The sequence below is a fragment of the Oribacterium sp. HCP28S3_H8 genome (genome assembly GCF_052064775.1).
Lineage (GTDB): Bacteria > Bacillota > Clostridia > Lachnospirales > Lachnospiraceae > Oribacterium.
This window is the reverse complement of the sequence record NZ_JBQHUZ010000013.1, coordinates 1-20208: the sequence shown is the minus strand read 5'-3', so window position 1 is coordinate 20208 and position 20208 is coordinate 1. Positions and strand designations below refer to the sequence as shown.

Genomic DNA, 20208 nt, shown 5'->3' with positions numbered 1-20208 from the left:
AATAGATACACTAAATTACTATACTAATAAATCCTTTAAATATCAAGACTTTTTCTCTTTGAAAATATAGGATTCCCGGTCGGTGTTTTCCTTATACTCGCTGAGATCCAGCTCTCCCTTTCTGCCGGCGAGCTTGGGCAGGATGTCATTCAGGGTGGATATTTTCATTTCCATAAGATTGTCCTGTCCCAGAGCAACCTCCAGATCTCCGATTGTAAGCGTTGCATTCAGAAATGTATCATACTTTACGTTGTCACAGCTGATCCCGTATTCCGCCAGGGAACCCGTCAGATTTAAAATGTCATTAAAGACTCTATTATTTGCGACGGGGAGCGGCTTATATAATACGATTGACCCAAATTCCAGCCCTTCGACTCTGGGGATCCCCGGCAGAGTATCATTCGTCGACTCAACGATGATACCGTCCTTGTCAAAATACATATGGCTGGACATATAATCTACATAACCCACGACATTTTTTTCATATACGATAATCTCCACCGACAGCGGGCCGGTCCAGTGGATCTGATATTTCTCAACAAATGGCAGCTGTTTATGTGGCTGGGTTTTATCTTTAATAAACTGATAAAACGAGTTGGTATCCCATGGACCGGAAAAAATCATGTCCGCGACCTCCTGCTCCGAGTAATGCGCATTGCCCAGGATCTTAAAGGTGTGGATTCTTGCGCTGGCAAGTATCAGGGCAATCAGAAGCAGGATCATGACAATACCCATCCTCAGGAGATGTCTGGTTTGCTTTTCTTTCTGTTCAAATTCTTCAATCATACAACTCCATTCATAATAAGGCGGGTGTTTCCACTAAGCACTCATTGCCTTTCAATTACAATCTGCCTGGATACCGAGAGACAAATCCCCACCTCACTCATCAGAAGCACCAGGGATGTACCACCATAGCTTACAAACGGAAGGGTAATACCGGTATTGGGGATGGAATTGGTGGCAACCGCGATGTTAAGGATCGCCTGCAGTGCAATATGGAACATGATGCCGATCACCAGCATGGAGCCAAAAAGATCCTTGGCGTTTCTTGCAATATCATACATTCTGTAGATAATAAAGCTATAAATCAGAATCAGTGAAACCGCGCCAAAAAGCCCCAGCTCCTCACATATAATCGTAAAGATCATATCATTCTGGGCCTCGGGCATCAGAAACTTCTGTACACTCTCTCCCAGCCCTTTGCCAAAAATACCACCGGAGCCGATGGCGTAAAGTCCCTGTAAGGTCTGGAAGGTTTCATCTGCATAGCTTGCCGGATCCTTCCAGGAGAAAATACGTGTCAGCTGATATGCATGCAGAACATGAATATTTTCCAGAAACCGCGCAAATGGATAAGCAAAAACATATGCCAGGATGCCAAAAAGTCCAAGCGTTGCAAAAGGCCAGTACTTCTGACAGGCAACAAAGATCATACCAAAGGTGATGCCGGCAATAATCATACCGGTAGACAGGTTGTTAAAGGCAATGACCGCTCCCGGAATAATGCCCCATGCCATAACCGGAACTGCAGTATGCCAGTCATTGATGCGATACCCATAATGCGTAATTACCGAGGACTCCACAATGATCACGGCAATTTTCATAATTTCTGATGGCTGAAAGCGGACACCTGCCAGTGAAATCCAGCGGGATGATCCGTGTGAGCTCAGGCCGATCGCCATGGTCAGTACAACCAGCACTGCCGCAATAACGTAAATAATCAGATTAAATTTGCCTAAAAGATGATAATCAAAAAAACGAGAAACAAACAGCATAACGCCAATACCCAAAACAGCAAATACAGCCTGCCGTTTTAAATAATACATGGCATCATTCATCTGACTCTGTGCAGAATACCCGGAGGCAGAATACATCATGATGAGACCAAAGCCTGTAATAAAGAGCACTGCAAACAGGAGACTGAAATCATAAAAATGCCCCTGTTTTTTCTTTTTATCTGCCATGAAGTATCCTCCTGCCGGTTCTCTGCCGTTTTATATTACAGTTTATTGACGAGGTCCTTAAAGATACGGCCTCTCTGCTCATAATTATCAAACATACCCCAGCTTGCACAGGCAGGACTCAGCAGCACATAATCGCCTGCTTCTGCATACGCAGCGCAGTCCTTGACCGCTTCATCCATATCCTCTGCAAACATGATATTGGTAAATCCATATTTTTTAGCACATTCCGCAATCTCATTTCTGGTCTGACCGATCAGTACAAGATATTTGACTCTGCCCTTAAATTCCTTAACCCAGTCGTCAAAGGCAATGTGCTTATCATATCCGCCGCCGATGAGGATGACAGGCCCCGGCATAGCACGTAATGCCTGGATCGCAGCGTCAGGATTGGTCCCCTTGGAGTCATTGTAATACCGAACTCCGCTTCTCTCCCTGACAAACTCAATTCTGTGCTCTACAGGCTGAAATGCCTTGCAGGCAGATACAATCTTATCCATCGGAACGCCCATATGGAGAGCGACACCCATCGCGGTCATAACATTCTCATAATTATGAGCCCCTAACAGGATCAGATCATGCACATTAAGCAGCACATCATCCTCTCCATCGTGTGCATAGTGAATTTCCGGTTCCTTATAATAAAAGCCATCCTTAAGTACGTGTCGGGAGCTGAACCATACCACCTTTGGTTTCAGAGTCTTCCTTCTGCCAAATTTTTTAAGCTCCGGATCCTCATAATTCAGAACAATATAATCATCCTCGGTCTGATTCATTGCAATGGATTCCTTGACCTTGATGTAATTTTTCATGGTCTTGTGACGGTCAAGATGATCCGGCGTAATATTGGTAATGGCCGAAACATGCGGATGGAAATCCATAATTGTTTCCAGCTGGAAGGAACTTACCTCCAGAATCGTTACCGAGCTGTCATCCGTATCCAGCGCATCTTCTGTAAAAGGATTTCCTATGTTACCGCAGACATGTACATCATTATATTGCGTTTTAAGGATTTCGCCAATCAGAGAAACTGTCGTTGTCTTGCCGTTTGTGCCGGTGACAGCTGCCAGCTTACCCTTGCTGGACTGATACGCCAGCTCGATTTCTCCCCAGATCGGTATTTTGGCACAGTCAATCTGCTTGACAAATGGCTTGTCCAGCGGGATCCCCGGGCTGATGACTGCAAGATCAACTCCAATAAGCTGCTCCGGCGGCAGCTCTCCTGTCACTATGGATACCTTGTCCTTCTGATTAAAGTTTTTAAGAAGCCTAACCTGATCTAGCTTAGAATTGGAATCAAAGAGGATCACCTGTCCCCCGAGATTCAGAATCTGTTTTGCAGCTGCAATTCCACTTTTTCCTGTGCCCAGCACAAGAACCTTCTGTTTTTCCATATCTCCGCCCCCCGTTTTGATGCTGCATCAAGCCTGTTTATATTCCGAAAATTTCCATAAGGTATGAGTCCTACCGTATAATCTCAGGAAATTCCCAGAGAGGAAAGCAGGCATAGCAGAATGGTTACTACCGTGAAGACTGTCACAACCTTGGTCTCAGACCAGCCACCCAATTCAAAATGATGGTGAATCGGAGCCATCCTGAAAATCCGTTTTCCATGGGTTGCTTTAAAGTAGGTTACCTGCATAATAACCGACAGTACTTCTATAAGATAGATAAATGCAAAAACAGGAATAAACAGTGATATCTGGAGTTCAAATGCAGCTGCCGCAACAAATCCTCCAAGTGCAAGGGACCCGGTATCTCCCATAAATACTTTAGCCGGATAGGCATTAAAAATCAAAAAGCCAAGCAGTGCGCCAAACACAGCACCCGCTGCCGGTGTGATCTCTCCGCCGCGAAACGCAAGACTCACCGCAGCAAGGAAAAGCGCGATCACCGCAGTTACCGAGGAGCACAGTCCATCCAGACCATCGGTGAAATTGGCTCCGTTATCTGTCGCTGTTACAATAAACAGCACTGCCGGAATATACAGCCATCCAAGGTCAAGATAATATCCTGTAAACGGCACCAGCATGGTATTGGCATAGTCCGGAGACCGGTAGAGGTATATGGCAAAGATCGTTGTGATGATCAGCTGACAGATAAATTTCTGCTTTGGATTAAAACCCTCCGACTGGTGCTTCACCACTTTAAGAAAGTCATCTACAAAGCCAACCACGCCGAAGCCCACTGTAAGAAACAGCACCGGCAGTACATGTGGGTATCTCCCTGCAAAAATCAGTCCGGTAAGCAGAATCGCCAGGATAAATACGATGCCTCCCATTGTCGGTGTTCCCTGCTTTTTGAGATGTGCCTTGGGACCGTCATCCCGCACCTCCTGTCCAAACTTCAGCTTATGAAGCTCCGGGATTGCAAAAGGGCAGGCAATCGTCACAAGTGCAAAGCTAATAAATATTGATAATACCAAATCCAAATACATTTCGATTCCTCAGTTATTTTTTTCATCAGCCATCAGATGCTGAGATCCTATAGGCAGGCTCCGGTTCATCAGATCGGAGCCTGCATCTTATGTCACTCCAAAATTTAATCCTCTGTCTTCGACGCAGTCGTTTCATCACTCTCCGTCGTTTGCGCACTGTCATCATTTTTCAATGTAGTTTCACCAGTCTCCGTGCTTTCCGACTGGGATGCCGCATCTGTCCCAGGTACAGCATCTGGCAGATCCGAGCTTCCATCCTTAATGGCCTCATCTGTTACTGCCGGACCGCGGGTTTCCGCAATAGTGTTTCCATTCGCATCCGTAGCCCGGATTACCACATCTCCATTGGCGTTGGTTTCCAGCACGTTGCCAGCCGCATCGGTTTCACCTGCCGCAATGGTATTGCCCTCTGCATCGGTTTCCACTTCAGCTCCCATGGTTTCCTTACTGATACCCTCCGGACTTGTTGACAACGCATTGTTGAGTGAGTTCTGCGGATCCGTCTCTCCCTGTGCCGGGATGTTGAGGAACTGCAGGGCTTCATTCATGATCTTCCGCTCGATGCCGATTGCGAATGAGGCCGTTGCCTGCGCTTCTCCCTTGAGATTAGGTGTATCAACGATCACATATACCAGTACCTGCGGATCCTCTACCGGAGCAAAACCGCAGAAGGAAACAAGATAGTTTTTAGCCGAACGCGGCAGCTTCTCCGCTGTACCGGTCTTGCCACCGACATGATAGCCTGTAATCTTTGCCTTGACGCCAGTACCGCCTTCAACCGTCTGAAACAAGGCTTCCTTAAGGAAATCACAGGTCTCCTTAGACGCAGTTGTCCGGACAAGCTCAGGCTTGATGTCCTCCAGCACAGTTCCGTTGGAATTAAGAATCTGCTTGACTACGTGTGGCTTGTAGTAGGAGCCGCCATTCAAAATGCTGCAGTACGCGGAAGCCATCTGTATCATTGTGACGTTAAAGTTCTGTCCAAAGGAATTGGTCGCAAGTGCCGTTTTACCAAGGGTATCCGCGGTATATACAAGATCCGAGGTGTCTGCCTCCGCCGGGAGGTCAATGCCGGTTTTCTCACCAAAGCCAAAAATATGCTGATACTTTACAAAGTTCTCGGCGCCCAGGGCAAATGCTGTCTGCATGAGATATACGTTACAGGAACGCATCAGTGCCTGCTCTGCATCCAGCGGTCCGTCACCATTGATATTGTGGCACTTGATTCTCCAGGTATGTAGGCCATCATTTAACTCCACATATCCATCACAGACAAATATCGTAGAGGGCGTAATGGCTCCTGTCTCGAGTGCCGCGGCAATGGTAAATGGCTTTGCAGTAGAGCCCGGCTCATACGTATCCGATACTGCCACATTTCTCCAGATCTGGTTCCACGCAACCTGCTGCCCGTAGGATTTGATTTCATCATTGGTAAAGTACTTGGAAACCTGATCCTCCGTAATCTCCTCCGCGTCCGGCTTCTGGCGGTGATATACACCGACAGCTTCTGTACGTCCGAGCTTCATCAGCACATCATCTGTATAAACCTTCGGATCCAGTGCCCGCGGGTCATTAAGATTAAACTGATTGGTCGATGCCATCGCAAGCACCTCAGATGTCTTGGGATCCATCACGATGGCAGCCGCAACCTTAGATCCGACATCGTCGTTCTGCCACTCGTTTAGATACTTCTCCACCGACATCTGAATGTTGGTATTGATCGTTGTGACGATAGAGTTGCCATCCGTCGGCTCCTTAAGCACAGACTGCAGTCTTGTATCGTCGTCAAGATAACCGTACTCCCGTCCATTGGTTCCCATCAGTGTGGAGTTGTAATACTGCTCTACTCCTCCGGTACCGTTGGAACCATCCGGTGTGGAAAATCCTATGACATTGCAGGCAAGTGAATTATATGGATACGTCCGCGTATATTCATCCTCAAACCAGACTCCCTTTACCCTTGCCTTGTCTCCGGAAGCCGCAAACTGCTTGTTTTTATCTTCTACATACTTCTCCCAGCCGGACTTATCATCATAGGAAAGCTGCTTCTGGTACTTCACATAGGATTTATCCTTCCGCTCCTCCAGAAGCTGCTTGAGTTCTCCCTGATCATATCCAAAATACTCTGACAGAGCCTGTACCGTTGCATCCACATAGCGGCCGTCGTCTCTTGAATATATGACCTTGGGATCCAGGATCAGATTATAGACCTTCTGGCTTGTAGCAAGCACCGTGCCGTTCCGGTCCATAATATCGCCCCGGCGGAAAGGAATCGTACGCGAGTCATAGGACGCCTGCCTCTGCGACAGCACAATCTTATTGTAATCATCATTATTGGTATAGATAATCCGGTAGATTGCTCCGATAAGCGCAATTAAAGCCAGCATAATCACACCGAGTGCGACTGCCAGCTTTCTCTGCATGTATTGCGTGAGGATCTTACCCCTCTTTTTCCGATTTGTGTTGTTACTTGTATTCCGGGATGTCCTCATACTGTCTCACATACTCGCTTTCCGTTTTGTTGTAGGTAATTACCTGATCATTACCTGCGTATACCATCCCAAGCTCCTGGGTAGCGATACGGTAAATTTCATTAAGATCGACAGCAGTATCAATGGAGCTCTGCAGCGCATCATTTTCTGATTTAAGCTGTTCAAGCTGCTGCTTTTTCTGATCAATCGAGGACATTCTGTAATTAATGGAGGTCTGCAGCTGTATATAGTTAAAGCACAGCGCCAGAGTGCAAAGTGATGCTACAATAAGCACAAAAAGAAAGGGTGCATCCACTGAAACCGCCTTGCCTCTCAGCCGTTCCTGCTGGGCACGGTGATCCATCTCCCTCTCGGAAAGGATCCTCTGACGGTCAAGCTGCATATATGTATGCTGCTTTTTACCGGTTTTCCGTTTGGTCCCCGGCGAACGACGAGGCTTCTGTATCTGTGGAAGCTCCTTCCGTACGGTATTACCATCCACAAACGTATGTACTTTTCCAGCTGTCCTTGCTGTACTCCTAGCCATATGCTCACATCCCCCTGTCCTGCACCAAACATTATATGCAGAACGACTTTCTATCCTGATTCAGATCTTAATCAATACCAAAGCATCAGAAAACTTACCCGGATATCCAGGGAGAGCTACCATCCGACCCTTACATCGGATGCCGCCAGACCTTAGGCAGCCCACTCTCCAGGGATTTCATATTCAAACCTCTGTATGCTTCTCAAATATCCTGAGCTTAGCGCTCTGCGACCTGCTGTTTTCTCTGAGCTCCTCCTCAGACGGCAGGATCGGCTTCCTTGTAATGACGCGTCCCTTTGATTTCCTGCCGCATACGCATACAGGGAAATCCGGCGGACAGATACAAGGCTTTTCCGCTGTTCTGAACTTGTTTTTTACGATCCGGTCCTCCAGCGAATGAAAGGTAATTACACAAAGTCTCCCACCCTCTTTAAGATCATCAATCATTGTGTCCAGAGAGTTTTCCAGTACATCCAGCTCCCGATTCAGTTCAATCCGGATTGCCTGAAATGTTCTTTTGGCGGGATGCCCGGATGTCGCGCGAATCCTCGCCGGAATTGCGCCCGATATAATATCCGCAAGCTCGAGCGTTGTTTCGATCCGCTTTTTTTCGCGGTACTTGACAATATGCTTTGCAATATTCTGTGCAAAACGATCCTCTCCATAATTTTTAATCATATGGAAAAGCTGCGCTTCACTATAATCATTGACAATGTCTGCCGCTGTTACAGGATTTCGGTCATCCATCCTCATATCCAGCGGTGCATCTATCCGATAAGAAAATCCTCGTTCTGCAGTATCCAGCTGATAACTGGAAACACCGAGATCGAGGTAAATTCCATTTACTTTTTCAATTTGAAGCTCATGCAGGACCGTATCAATTTGTTCATAATTGCTGCGCACGATGGTAACCCGGTCGCTAAAGTCCCTGAGTCTCTCACCTGCTGCTGCAATCGCATCCTTATCCTGATCTATACCGATCAACCTCCCCTTGGGAGATAGTCTCCTGCACACCTCCAGCGCATGCCCTCCGCCTCCGAGTGTGCCATCCACATAAATGCCATCTGGATCGATATTCAGTCCCTGGATGGTTTCGCGGAGCAGTACGGAATAATGTTTAAATGTCAAATGCCAAGTCCCTCCAGCTCTGCAGCAAGCGCCTCCGGATCATCGAAATTGTTATAAGCATCCCAGGACTCACTGGACCAGATTTCCACATGGTCTCCGACACCAACCAATGTAACATCCTTGTCGAGACCTGCCGTCTTTCTAAGCACCTGCGGAATCAGGATCCGCCCCTGCTTATCAAGATCGCACTGCACCGAGCTGCCTATAATGAAGCGCTTCATCATCCTTGCTTTTGTACTGGTAAATTGCAGTGAATCCAGTTTATTTACAAGCTCCTGCCATCCATCCGGAGTATACATGCTGAGGCATCCATCCAGGCTCCTAGTCACCCAGAAGGTATCGCTCTGACCCTCCCGGAACTTCGCCGGAATGATCATCCTGCCCTTCGCATCCAGATTGTGATGATACTCACCAGTAAACATCCAGTCATTACCACTTTCTACCACTTTCTACCACTTACGAATATAATAATGCCTTTATTCCGAATAATTGTCAAGACAGGATAATAGAATGACTGCAAAAAAATCCATACACTTTTTCTGGCTTTTTTACTTATTTTTTCTATATTTTTTCAATAAAATACGTGATAATTGTATATTTTTGCATATTATACACAAAGTCAGGAACGCGACATCCACCCTCAAAAAGCTTGTTTTTGGGAATATCCCCCACCACAGGCGGATTTTTGATCATTCCCGCCCTGATGTTTTTATAAAAAAAGAGGGAACCGATCCACAGCTTAAGCTATGTCTCCATTCCCTCTTTAATCCATGATCCTGAACCTTTTCTATAATTATATAGAAATTATACGTGGTTTAACAGCCAAACTTATAAGCATGGTCATTATGATCCCCATTGGTTCTCTATATACTTTATTTATTGAAAGATATCCATTAGGAAATCTCGTGAAAAGCACTTACGGATGTCAGACATTAAACCTGAACTCTACCACATCTCCGTCCTGCATCACGTAGTCCTTACCTTCCATCCGGATCAGACCCTTCTCTCTTGCCGCAGCAATCGAACCACAGTCCAGCAGATCCTTGTAATTTACAATTTCTGCCTTGATAAAGCCTCGTTCAAAATCAGAGTGAATTTTGCCCGCAGCCTGAGGCGCCTTGGTACCCTTTCGGATCGTCCATGCCCTCGTCTCCTTTTCACCTGCGGTAAGGAAGCTCATAAGCCCAAGCAGACTGTAGGATGCCCGCACAATTTTATCAAGTCCGGACTCTGTCATGCCCATCGACTCAAGGTACTCCGCCTTTTCATCATCCTCCAGCTCTGCGATTTCCTGCTCAATCTGCGCACTGATCACAAAGCACTCGGAGTTCGTTTCCCTGGCATATGCCCGCACCTTTGCAACATACGCATTGGACGCACCATCATCTGCAACGGAATCCTCGCCGACATTTGCCGCATAGATGACCGGCTTTCTTGTCAGGAGATCAAGACTGTCAATAAAGGCATTTTTATCATCATCTCCGGCATCAAAGCTGATCGCCAGCTTATCCTCCTCCAGATGCGCATGAAGTGCTTCCAGAAGTGCGTACTCCTCTTTAGCATCCTTATTGCTCATCGTGAGCTTCTTGGTTTTAGCCATTCTACGATCAAGCAGATCCAGATCCGAGAAAATCAGCTCCAGATTAATTGTGTCTATATCACGGATCGGGTCAACAGAACCATCGACATGCACCACATTAGGATCATCAAAGCATCTTACCACATGCACAATGGCATCGGTCTCTCTGATATTAGATAAGAACTGGTTGCCGAGTCCCTCGCCCTTGGAGGCTCCCTTTACCAGTCCTGCAATATCAACAAACTGGATCACCGCCGGTGTAACCTTCTGTGAATGATACAGCGCCGCAAGCTTGTCGAGGCGTTCATCGGGTACTGCGACCACACCAACATTCGGCTCAATCGTGCAGAACGGATAATTTGCCGCTTCCGCACCCGCTTTGGTAATGGCATTAAATAATGTGGACTTACCGACATTAGGCAGTCCAACGATTCCTAGTTTCATTTCTTCTTATATCTCCTTAAAAATCCTTATATTTACGGGCTTTGCGCGGTGTGCCATTTCGACCGAGTACCACGGCGAGTACCACGGATTTGAATTTCGCATCAAGTTTTATATGACTTTCAGCGCATCAGCCACGAGGTCAATCTCTCTATGCTTCTCGTCCTCAGTAATGTGGACGTACAGGTTCATGGTAATTCCTATGTTGGAATGTCCCAGAATCTTCTGCAGAGTCTTCGGCTTCATTCCGGCCTCGATACATCTGGTAGCAAAGGTATGTCTTAAGACGTGCATCGAAAAACGCGGTATACCGGCACGATCACAATACTTGAACAGCCCTGTGTCATAGGTGCTGTTCTTGACCGGTGTGCCTTTTCTGCAAAGGAAGACAAAGTCTTTCCATTCCATCGGAATTATCTTTAAACTCTGATTTTTCTTTCTCTGGTTCTCCAGGATACGAACAGCTTCTTCTGTAAGTGGAACTGTACGATAACCCGACTGACTCTTTGGCGGTCCTATTCTCCACTCACCGACCTTATAGCGGTACTCCATCGTCCTCTCGATCTTCATCGTCCGATTCTTGAAGTCGATGTCACTCCACTTGAGTCCGATCATCTCTCCGGTTCGAAGTCCAGTTTGTAGAACAAAACGGTATTGGTTTTCATAGCTGTATCCGACTACAGCACCGAGAAACTTTTTCTGAACATCTATCGTCAAGGCTTCTTTCTTCTCGGAAGGCTTACCCATGTTGCTCTTCAATGACTTCTTGCACGGATTTACAATGAGAACATCATTCTCCTTTGCAAACTCAAGCATGTTAAAAAGAGTGATCCTAGTCTGATAAATGGTAGTAGTCTTGTACCCTTCTTCTGCCATGTCAGAAAAAATCTTCTGACAATGTACAGGCTTCACTTCAGTCAGAAGCTTGCTGCCTATAACGCCTCTAATGTTGCGTTCATATCTCTCAGAATAGTTCCTTACCGTATTAGGTCTTACTGTCTGCTTCTTTATTCCGATCCAGTAGTCAAACCATGCATCGACTAACATATCCGCCGCCTGATCCAGATCACTGTGTTCGTCAATATAAGTCGCATCTGCAAGCCATTGTTTTACTTCCTGTATTTTTTTAGATCTCTTTGTCCTTCGCTTACCGAATTTATCGACGAATCTGCCAAAATATGTCCCATTCGGCAACTGAACAATTCCTGTACCAATCTCCTTTCCCTTGAGATCTTTTCCCATAAAGGCTCCTTTCTAAGTAAAAGAAGCCCCGAAATTAGCTTTAATATTATACACTAATTGAGGGGCAATTGCAATGTTACTTCATTTTTCAGTATGGGAAAGAAGCCAGGGAAAGGAACTGAAATAGATATGTTTTTTCACTGATTCAGATCTCCACATTGTCAGATATGTACTTCTCAAATTCTTTACGCTTCACAAGTTTCTTCTTTCCCACGTATAAGACAAAAGGGCAACGTGGCGAGCGAAGAAGGCTGTCAAGTTTATTGATTCCGATGTTGGAATATTCGGCTGCCTCTCTTATGGTGAGAGCGACCTTGCTATGAAGAGGTACAGTCTGAATCTTCGCCTGTTCTCTGGCAAATAATTCTGATTCAGTGTAATCCTTGTTTGCAATTACATTCATCTATGAATCCTTCCACTTTTATATTTATAGAAACAGCTGTCCTGGTCAGAGAGACAGCTGTTTAATGATTTTTCTATGAGTTACTGCGGTGTCTATTCGTCCTCGACCCCCGACACCCGGGAAATCATCAGGCGACCGGGTGCTCCCGGTTCCATGAGTAAGCTCTGCTTCTCCTCCAGGGATCTCCCGGGGCTGCCCCCATTGCGTGATCCCGTTTCTCCGGGGCTGTGGCTGGACAGAAGTACCATTATACCTGTGCGTTTCATCGCCACTGGCGGAAGCTATCCGGCAGGTTGAAACAACATATGTACCGCTCATAACGATTCCTTTACTCTGTTAAGGCACAGAGGGACGATCGAACCTCATCGCGTATGGTTTCTGCGGCTGGCTCCTTTCGGGAACCCGCACAGGGAAGTACCTGATGAATGTATATTCATTTGTCAAGGTGCGACTTCTTCAGAACAGATAAAATCTGTTCTGAAGAAATCATAACCGAAACCCACCGCTTCTTCTATGGACTGAAAGGGCAACCGGATTTGCACTAATACGGCAAATCAGAGATCATTGACCATAGTGTTCAGCTCTTCAAGAAGCAGACGCATTGACCGCTTCGTCTGTTCAATTTCTCTTTCTTTCTCTTTTCTCCTGCCGAGAATCAGATAATCAAGGCTCACATCAAAGTATCTGGAAATACATATGAGAAGGTCGATCGAATAGCAGCGTAAGCCGCTTTCTGCCTTGCTCACATGACTGTGGCTGTAATCGAGCTCCTCAGATAATTTCTCCGCCGTCATCCCGCGGCTCTTCCTCAGATCACGGACTCTCTGACCTACCTCCTCCTGGTTGAAATACATATAGCTCCTCCTGAAAAAACATTTTACGAGTATCTCAATCGCGACTGCAGCATTATCGTAGCAGACAGGTGTCATCGGAGACGTTACACAGGCGTTATTGCAGTGTTATATTTGCGTTGCTTTAACGTGACAGAGCCGTTATTTCTGCGTGACAGCCCTGGAGATTTCATGCAAAAAAAGCACTGGCCTCTCCCAGCCAGCGCCATGTAAAAAAAATATGTCAAATGTGAATACAAGTGTTTTTCGCTTTTCACATACCACTTTCTGTATCAGGCGTCCCCTCAGTTTATCTCCGCTTCATCCTCCGATATCAGATTCAGATACACTTCTTAAATCCCATCTGTACTCTGTTCCTGAGCCATGCGCTGCTATCGTCGTCAAGGGACTGACAAGCTATGTTCAGATGCTGCTCCGCAGAAACATTCCTCTTCAGGGCAAAAAGCGACATGACAACCCAGTAGTAGATATCCGGATCATTGTGTCCTCTGCAGAGTGCCTCAGCGGCCACACGATGAACAACGTCATAATGTCTCTGGCCGAAGTGTATCGAGCAGAATTCCTCGATGATATTCTGATAGATCCTGCTGTACTTGGATGTAAGCGCTAGTCCTATACGATCTCCACAGTCACCTGATACATAGATATCACCCCTGTAGAGATCTATGGCCTTCTGGAGATATCCGGCCTTCGCATCAGGATCACTCTCTTCCCTGGCAAGTCTCGTGTAGTCTCTGAAGCATGAGAGATCTGTTATGACATTCAGGTATCTGTTCAGACGATAACCATTCGGAAGCGTCTCGATAAGATTAACACCTTCCGGAAAGAGATTCCCTGTGAGCTGCCTTGTCCGGTAGATGAGCTGCCTGACGCCATCAAAGCCACGCGGCGCAGAGTTCGGCTCTATCTGCTCTATGATGTCCTGTGAGCTAACCGGATACTTGGAGCACACAAGAAGCTTTATCAAATCAAGCTTTGCTCTTCTGAGTTGTTCACAGCTTACTGTGCCACGAACAGTCTCTATCCGCATCTTTCCGAAAAGCTTGATGAAGACATCCCGCTCTGACTTAAGATAGTCACGATAGCAGGGAACAGTCTCACCACTTCGTACCTCGTGAGTTTTCTTCTCACTCACTTCCACAAGGATCATATCTGCGAATGTCTTAAGTGTGCAGTCCTCTCCGACATTGATACCCGGATTCTTGATCACAACGAAGCCATTCGTCTTACGCCTGAAAGGAATCGCCACTATCGACCTGACCCCTAACTCCCTGTAGAACTGATACTCCCCCTCAAAGATATCTCGAATCTCATCGGCATCAAGTACCTAGACAGTTCTGTTCTGCCTGAATGCCATTACCCATCTGTACATCTCATCAGAGAAAGATCGCTCTGTAAACGGTGTCTCTGCCATGGAACCTCGTCTGGCATCGCACCAGAAATACGGTTTCATGATCCTGTTTTCGAAATCAGCGTCAACACATCCGATCCAGTCTGCCTTGAAGTATCCGATCCCAGCCTCCATCAATATCGCAAGTCTCTTTGCAGGATCGTCTATTTCCTGGATCCGCTCAACCCGCTTATAAAAAATCAGCTTGTCTTCATTTCCCGCAAGATCAGATGGTGGAGGCCCATCTGCCCTGCGAGAAAAGGCTGAAACTATTTCTTCCTTATCCAATTTATTTTTGTCCCTTCTACTTTTTAAAGTAAATGCATATACGCCATTTCTGCCCAATATCAGGTTCTGGCGTCCCTTATATGCGTGTGCGTGGTAGTGTGATGAAGTGAATGACCTAAAAAAATAAGCCCGCGCTATGAATCATCAAGATACTCTGACATTGAACCCACCTTCCTTTATAAAAAAACAAAGAGCTGCCGGTATGATAAGTCATGCCAGAAGCTCCACGCTACGCAAAAACACAATTGATCAATCCCGAAGAGGCCATAGAAAATAATGCCTACAGGCTCAGATCCTCTCTCGGTATATCCAGTATTGCATCGATCAGTTTACTGATTATCAGTTTCTGTCCCTTGCTGCATTTCCCCAGTTTAAGCGCTATTTCCGCATCTAACGCATGAGCTTCTTCAAGCTCCGGATTATCCAGGTAAAAATAATCCAATCCCTTTCCGAGTATCTTTCCTATCCGCATCAGTAACTCTCTTGAAATACCAGAATGTCCATTCTCGATACGGCTGAGATATTTCGGATCGACCTTTACCATCTCTGCCAATTCTTTTTGTTTATATTCCTTTTCAAGACGAGCCTCCCGGATACGGCGGCCCACGGCAGTATTAGTTCGCTGGTTGTCCTCAACGGAGACTGTCTGCACAGCCCACCACTCCTTTCTACTTGTCTTCACCTTTATTCTAAAAAAGTGGACAGGTAGTGGGAACTTATCAGACGTTCACCTGTTGGACATTCAATTCACTTTTGCTAAATTTTTGAAAAAATATACAGGCTTTAAGCGAGGGATTTTCAATAATTGTTCAATCTTTTTAACCCACAAGAAGGAACGAGGCATCAGCAGCTGGCACGGCACCATCCATGGCCTGTTCTGATATCAGTTTCATCTTTCAGTAATGTAAATCTGATCTGGAGGAGCACTACGCCGTTATTGAATGACCACTGACTCCTGTTCCTTAACGAGCTTCTGACATTGTGAAAAAAATATGATCTGACATTGGATTCCTATTCATGAAATAGCGATGATCTCGCAGGATATCATGAAGTATCCTGATCATTGGGAACTCTATTGCTTCTAAAAGGGTGATTCCAGACGCTTGTTATCTGGCGTTTACGTCTCAGTCTTATATCCTGGCTACTACTATTCCACCTCAAGACATCCTGTTCCTTCTCGGCGGATTCTTCAGCTCAAAATAAGTCATACTCGCTATCTGCCTACCGTCCTTCTCATATCTGCCGAAGCCCCAGGTCTTATCCTGATGTTTCATCAGCAGCTTGAATACGATCGTCCGAAGAACGTCCCGGCCTGGGTAACATTCTTCCCGCGCTCCTTGTAGATCGGTTCATATACCATACCCGTCCAATGGTGTTCGGGAATACAGCCGGCAGTATTTATCTCACTCCGATCGATTCGCGCGTTCAGTGCGTCTTCTATATCCTGATAGATCTTGTCGGAAATATTCTGTCTCCATCTGTCATAATCCGCCTGATTGGGAAAGCTCATCACATACTCACCGCTGTCAGCCAAATACAGCATAATCCTTCATCTCCAGCGACTGAGTTGTGAAAAAGTACATCATCAAATCTGGTCAATAATAAAAGATTGCTCCTGCTCTTTCTTTAACGCATCAGCGTCTTCTTTTCTGCCCATATAGACAAAGCTCATAAGAGCATTAAATTCTTCAACCTCTTTGGAATCTCCTGACACCACTCCGTTATTTTTATAGTAGGTCAATGCCGTCTCGAAAGAATTGTAAAGAGGAGACCAGTTACTCTGGGAAAGTTTCAAAACATTATCCATGCAAATATCATACACTGTTTTTGATCTCTGTTGTGCAACATATGACATGACAGTATTGGCAAAAACGATATCATATTTAGCAATCAGATTCTTAAACATGTCTGATGAAAAATCATCATTATAATGCATTTGTTCCAGACTGTTCTTATGCTCATCGATCCATTCCTTCGCCTTATCTGCAGAAAATGCCTTTAATATCGAGAGTGTAAGTTTATCTATTACAATGGTATTTTCCGGGTCCTGAAGATATAGCTCATTTAATGCCTTGTAACGGATAATCGGCGGTAAAATCGAAAACGAAGTAACAATGGCTTGGTTCTGTCCAAATCGAAATCTCTTAAAAAAATACACGAACAGATAGGCATACAGGTCAAACAGACTATCCACCACATCATCAAACTCTCGTTTTGTTGCGACTGTTGTTACCTGGGTATGCGTTCTGTCACTTCCAACGGAATTTATTTTTTCTACAGCGTTCCAGAACATCTCCTCTTCTATACCACTTTTACGGAGTTTTTCTTTAGTATGTTGATTTCCAAGTGTAAAAGGCTTTTCGGTGTCTCTATGAATAAGTCTCCTCACTATCACTTCAGCATATTTTCGGATATCAGCTATCTTGCTGTTATACGAGGCGTTGCTGTAAAATATATCTCCTATGTATACACCTACTACTGCCCTGTATTCTTCGTCATTGTACTCCATAAGCTCCTCCTATCCATTGAAAACTGGCGATAAATCTCCTATAATAATCTACATGATATGACCTCGGTTTTGTAGCCTGTTGGTTAAGCATTTATCTCGAAGGGAGATTGCCATGAACAACGTAAGCGATGAGGTCATCATCACAGCTATCCATTCTGTGGAAAACATCATCATCCATATCAGAGTTGATATGCTTGAGTGTTGCCAACCGCGTCACCTACTTTCTTGAGGACTTCATACTTGAGGACGGCAAGGTCGGATATGGCGGCGCGTACCTCGCCGGAAAGGGTGTTGTAGGGTACGCCGTATTCGTTCAGATACCGGGCAATCTGATTGAGGTTGCCGCCGATCCTGCCGTACTCGGCTGTCAGCTTCCCGACAGCGGAAAGCAACTCGTCATTGACCGACGACACATGGACAACCGGGCGTATGGTCGCCCGCCGTATCGCCTGCCGGAGAAATTCGGACTGGCTGATACCATAGGGCGCAAGCCGCGCTGTGAAGTCGGCATACTCATCTTCGGACAGCCGGGTTTTCACAACGCGGCTGCGGTGGGGCGTGTTGTATTTCTTTCGCATGGTGTGACCTCCTTTCTCGCCCGTAAGGGCGCATGAGCAGGGTTTGGGGAAGGCACTCCCCAACAAGTTTCCCGCGAGGGGCAAAACTGCAGAATTGCGGATTTTGGCACCGTGGTAGAAACTTGCTCTCCGTGACTGCAAACTTTCTCTCACTTCCGTCCGCCACTTTTTTGGAAAACTGCAACCACAAAAGTTTGTTTCTCTTTTTCTGCTACTACTAATCCTGTAAAGGGCATTCCTGCCCGCTTTCGCTAAAATGACACCGGACGCAGTGGTTTCTACCCGGTGTTGGAGAAATCCTTTCTCTTTGCCCTCTACTACGGGTAAATGCTCCAAATGCCAAACACCAGGGCAGAAAAATTCCCTCCTCGCTTACTACTACAACCGGCAGGGGGCAAAATGGCCGGGAGCGGAGCCGGACAACAAATCAAAACCACCAGCTTAGCTGGTGGTTTGTCCACCGCCTATAAGGCGGCCGTTACCAGCCTGGCCCTAAAAGGGCCTCTGATAAAGATCTAACACCTGCGCCACATTCACACACTCACACGTGAAACGCGCAGAATCCTAGTTCTTATTACGAGGCTTACCCGTAAACGGGTCATAGTCCTCAAATAAACTTAATTGATCATACTCTTGGTCTTCGGCCATTTGATTTCTGATGTATTCCTTTATCTTCGCCGTGTTTTTCCCCACAGTATCTACATAATATCCTCTACACCAGAATCGCCGATTTCCATACTTGTATTTTAAATTTGCATGCCGATCAAATATCATCAATGAGCTTTTTCCTTTTAGAAATCCCATAAATTCGGCAACACTAATTGATGGTGGAATTTTAACTAGCATATGCACATGATCTGGCATTATTTCAGCCTCAATGATTTCCACTCCTTTTCGTTTGCATAAAGTACTTAAAATGTTAGCTATGTCCTGTTTAAACATTCCATACGCTACCTTTCGTCTAAACTTTGGTGCAAACACTATATGATACTTACAATTCCATGTCGTATGTGATAATGTACTATTATCCATGGATACCTCCTTTGTTTTTCAATGTAGTGCGGTGTCAGACCCACACTCATTGTAGCATTGGAGGTTTTTTTATCTAGGCTAAAGCCGAACTCGGAACCACCTGTCAAACAGGTGGTTTTTTTGGCTGGAACCAAAAAAGCAGTAAATCTTTTTCAAGACTTACTGCTTTCGCTGGCCGCGTCGGTGGCGGCTGGTATTCAGTTTTTATGACTTGTCCGGTGGTTCGTCAAGCCGGAACTTGAATTGACAGTCAATTAACCGCTGCTTTACATAGTCCTCCACCTCGGCGTTGACCTGCCCGTTCACTTTTGAGAAATAGCGGATATATCCGGCGTAGTGGAGCAGGACAGCGTTCACGGCTTCTGGGTCGCCCTCACGGGCTTTGAGGATTGTTTCATAGGGGAGAAGTCTACTCATACCGGCTCACCCCCATTTCTTCGCGTAGCCGCTGCAAGGCAAGCTGGATATGCCGCCCCGCTGTGCTGCGTGACCGGCCAATACACGCGCCGATCACGCGCTGCGGCTGGCGCAGAAAGTAATAGCGCAGGATTTCTTCCCGCGTCTGCTCCGGCAAAACAGAGATCGCGTCGGCAAGGGCGGCGTTGCAGAGCAGGACGGTCTGACCGCAGACGGTAAATGGGTATTCCTCGTCCGGCTCCGACGCGGCAAACTGGACAAACTTCTCGTTCATCAGATAGTCAAGGGAAACTTGCCGTTCCCATTGCCGTTTAAGCTTCAAAATCTTGTCCAAGGCGGCACAGCGGATAACAGTCTTGCAAAAGGCGTTGTACCTGCGCTGGATATATTCTTGATAGGCTATCTGGTCGGTCATGGAAATTCCCCTTTCTGAATAATAGTGCGGGGCGGTGGCACTTCTTGCTGTCGCCCCTTGATTGCCTACCAGCAAAGGCGGGCGGGGCTGTCAACGGCTGCGCATATGCGCCGTTCATCTTGACCGTTGACTGGCTCGGCTGGGTTTGCTATTTACCCGACAAACTTGAATTTATTTTAAGCTATCACGTTTTACCTTCTTAAGCCTTACTATCATTACCATAGGAATTTCTTTGTTGGTTTTAAAACATTCTTCATAAAATCCATCAATGACAAATCCAGCTCTAAAACAAAGGTTAAAAATATCTTGTATGGAACGATGATAATAAATCTGCTCTTTCGGTTGCCCTTCAATCGCTATATCATAGTAACTGTGCGGTGTCATATATTTTTCAGTCAACGTGACAAAACAAGGGTGTTGCGTTGCAAAGACAAAAATTCCGCTTTCCTGCAACAGTTCATAAACAGCCATAAGAAGTGGTTCAATATCCGTAATATCCATAATTGCCATATTAGAAAC

22 protein-coding genes and 1 pseudogene are annotated in these 20208 nt (G+C 46.0%); 1 reads left to right on the top strand and 22 read right to left on the bottom strand.

Annotated elements, in window-relative coordinates; all coding sequences use genetic code 11:
• Positions 1–42 precede the first annotated feature (42 nt).
• The 11 genes from ACTNEN_RS12330 to ACTNEN_RS12280 form a co-directional block, all read right to left on the bottom strand.
• Complete coding sequence (locus tag ACTNEN_RS12330; RefSeq protein ID WP_441206815.1) at positions 43–786, bottom strand: cell division protein FtsQ/DivIB; 744 nt, start codon at positions 784–786, stop codon at positions 43–45.
• Between the two features lie 41 nt (positions 787–827).
• Positions 828–1964, bottom strand: coding sequence for an FtsW/RodA/SpoVE family cell cycle protein (locus tag ACTNEN_RS12325; protein WP_441206814.1), 1137 nt, complete (start codon positions 1962–1964; stop codon positions 828–830).
• 35 nt (positions 1965–1999) lie between these two features.
• Positions 2000–3355 (bottom strand): UDP-N-acetylmuramoyl-L-alanine--D-glutamate ligase, encoded by a 1356-nt coding sequence (gene murD / locus ACTNEN_RS12320; protein WP_441206813.1) that lies wholly within the window; start codon positions 3353–3355, stop codon positions 2000–2002.
• 83 nt (positions 3356–3438) lie between these two features.
• A complete protein-coding gene (gene mraY / locus ACTNEN_RS12315) occupies positions 3439–4398 on the bottom strand; it encodes a phospho-N-acetylmuramoyl-pentapeptide-transferase (protein WP_441206812.1) in 960 nt (319 codons plus the stop codon).
• A gap of 104 nt (positions 4399–4502) precedes the next feature.
• Positions 4503–6890 carry a peptidoglycan D,D-transpeptidase FtsI family protein gene (locus ACTNEN_RS12310; protein ID WP_441206811.1) on the bottom strand — a complete coding sequence of 796 codons (2388 nt, stop codon included), beginning with the start codon at positions 6888–6890 and terminating at the stop codon, positions 4503–4505.
• Complete coding sequence (locus ACTNEN_RS12305) at positions 6865–7416, bottom strand: cell division protein FtsL (RefSeq protein WP_441206810.1); 552 nt, start codon at positions 7414–7416, stop codon at positions 6865–6867. The genes ACTNEN_RS12310 and ACTNEN_RS12305 overlap by 26 nt, the downstream gene beginning before the upstream one ends.
• A gap of 183 nt (positions 7417–7599) precedes the next feature.
• Positions 7600–8544 (bottom strand): 16S rRNA (cytosine(1402)-N(4))-methyltransferase RsmH, encoded by a 945-nt coding sequence (gene rsmH / locus ACTNEN_RS12300; RefSeq protein WP_441206809.1) that lies wholly within the window; start codon positions 8542–8544, stop codon positions 7600–7602.
• Positions 8541–8966, bottom strand: coding sequence for a division/cell wall cluster transcriptional repressor MraZ (gene mraZ, locus ACTNEN_RS12295; protein WP_441206822.1), 426 nt, complete (start codon positions 8964–8966; stop codon positions 8541–8543). Before mraZ ends, rsmH begins: the two co-directional genes overlap by 4 nt.
• Before the next feature lie 503 nt (positions 8967–9469).
• The gene (gene ychF, locus ACTNEN_RS12290) at positions 9470–10567 is read right to left on the bottom strand and encodes a redox-regulated ATPase YchF (RefSeq protein WP_441206808.1); all 1098 of its coding nucleotides are present in this window, start codon (positions 10565–10567) and stop codon (positions 9470–9472) included.
• A 108-nt stretch (positions 10568–10675) separates the two neighbouring features.
• Positions 10676–11806: a tyrosine-type recombinase/integrase gene (locus ACTNEN_RS12285; protein ID WP_441206807.1), complete on the bottom strand. Its 1131-nt coding sequence runs from the start codon at positions 11804–11806 to the stop codon at positions 10676–10678.
• A gap of 145 nt (positions 11807–11951) precedes the next feature.
• The gene (locus ACTNEN_RS12280; protein WP_441206806.1) at positions 11952–12209 is read right to left on the bottom strand and encodes an excisionase; all 258 of its coding nucleotides are present in this window, start codon (positions 12207–12209) and stop codon (positions 11952–11954) included.
• A gap of 75 nt (positions 12210–12284) precedes the next feature.
• On the opposite strand from ACTNEN_RS12280, the gene ACTNEN_RS12275 reads away from it, so the two are divergent.
• Positions 12285–12506 carry a hypothetical protein gene (locus tag ACTNEN_RS12275; protein WP_441206805.1) on the top strand — a complete coding sequence of 74 codons (222 nt, stop codon included), beginning with the start codon at positions 12285–12287 and terminating at the stop codon, positions 12504–12506.
• A 257-nt stretch (positions 12507–12763) separates the two neighbouring features.
• On the opposite strand, the gene ACTNEN_RS12270 is transcribed toward ACTNEN_RS12275, so the two are convergent.
• The 11 genes and pseudogenes from ACTNEN_RS12270 to ACTNEN_RS12220 form a co-directional block, all read right to left on the bottom strand.
• Entirely contained in the window at positions 12764–13063 is a 300-nt protein-coding gene (locus tag ACTNEN_RS12270) for a helix-turn-helix domain-containing protein (RefSeq protein ID WP_441206804.1), read from the bottom strand.
• A gap of 316 nt (positions 13064–13379) precedes the next feature.
• Positions 13380–14270 (bottom strand): hypothetical protein, encoded by an 891-nt coding sequence (locus tag ACTNEN_RS12265; protein WP_441206803.1) that lies wholly within the window; start codon positions 14268–14270, stop codon positions 13380–13382.
• Positions 14271–14387: 117 nt separating this feature from the next.
• The gene (locus tag ACTNEN_RS12260; RefSeq protein ID WP_441206802.1) at positions 14388–14795 is read right to left on the bottom strand and encodes a hypothetical protein; all 408 of its coding nucleotides are present in this window, start codon (positions 14793–14795) and stop codon (positions 14388–14390) included.
• 223 nt (positions 14796–15018) lie between these two features.
• Positions 15019–15390 carry a helix-turn-helix domain-containing protein gene (locus ACTNEN_RS12255; protein WP_441206801.1) on the bottom strand — a complete coding sequence of 124 codons (372 nt, stop codon included), beginning with the start codon at positions 15388–15390 and terminating at the stop codon, positions 15019–15021.
• Positions 15391–16011: 621 nt separating this feature from the next.
• Positions 16012–16281, bottom strand: a complete 270-nt coding sequence (locus tag ACTNEN_RS12250) for a hypothetical protein (protein ID WP_441206800.1) — start codon at positions 16279–16281, stop codon at positions 16012–16014.
• 42 nt (positions 16282–16323) lie between these two features.
• Complete coding sequence (locus ACTNEN_RS12245) at positions 16324–17247, bottom strand: hypothetical protein (protein WP_441206799.1); 924 nt, start codon at positions 17245–17247, stop codon at positions 16324–16326.
• 179 nt (positions 17248–17426) lie between these two features.
• Positions 17427–17825 (bottom strand): plasmid mobilization protein, encoded by a 399-nt coding sequence (locus ACTNEN_RS12240; protein WP_002596229.1) that lies wholly within the window; start codon positions 17823–17825, stop codon positions 17427–17429.
• A 564-nt stretch (positions 17826–18389) separates the two neighbouring features.
• Positions 18390–18857: an IS200/IS605 family transposase gene (gene tnpA / locus ACTNEN_RS12235; RefSeq protein WP_441206798.1), complete on the bottom strand. Its 468-nt coding sequence runs from the start codon at positions 18855–18857 to the stop codon at positions 18390–18392.
• Between the two features lie 204 nt (positions 18858–19061).
• On the bottom strand, positions 19062–19274 hold the full coding sequence (locus tag ACTNEN_RS12230; protein WP_002586615.1) for a helix-turn-helix domain-containing protein: 213 nt from the start codon (positions 19272–19274) through the stop codon (positions 19062–19064).
• Complete coding sequence (locus tag ACTNEN_RS12225) at positions 19267–19689, bottom strand: sigma-70 family RNA polymerase sigma factor (protein WP_002586616.1); 423 nt, start codon at positions 19687–19689, stop codon at positions 19267–19269. The genes ACTNEN_RS12230 and ACTNEN_RS12225 overlap by 8 nt, the downstream gene beginning before the upstream one ends.
• Before the next feature lie 171 nt (positions 19690–19860).
• Positions 19861–20208: pseudogene (locus tag ACTNEN_RS12220) on the bottom strand (class I SAM-dependent methyltransferase); the annotation flags it as partial.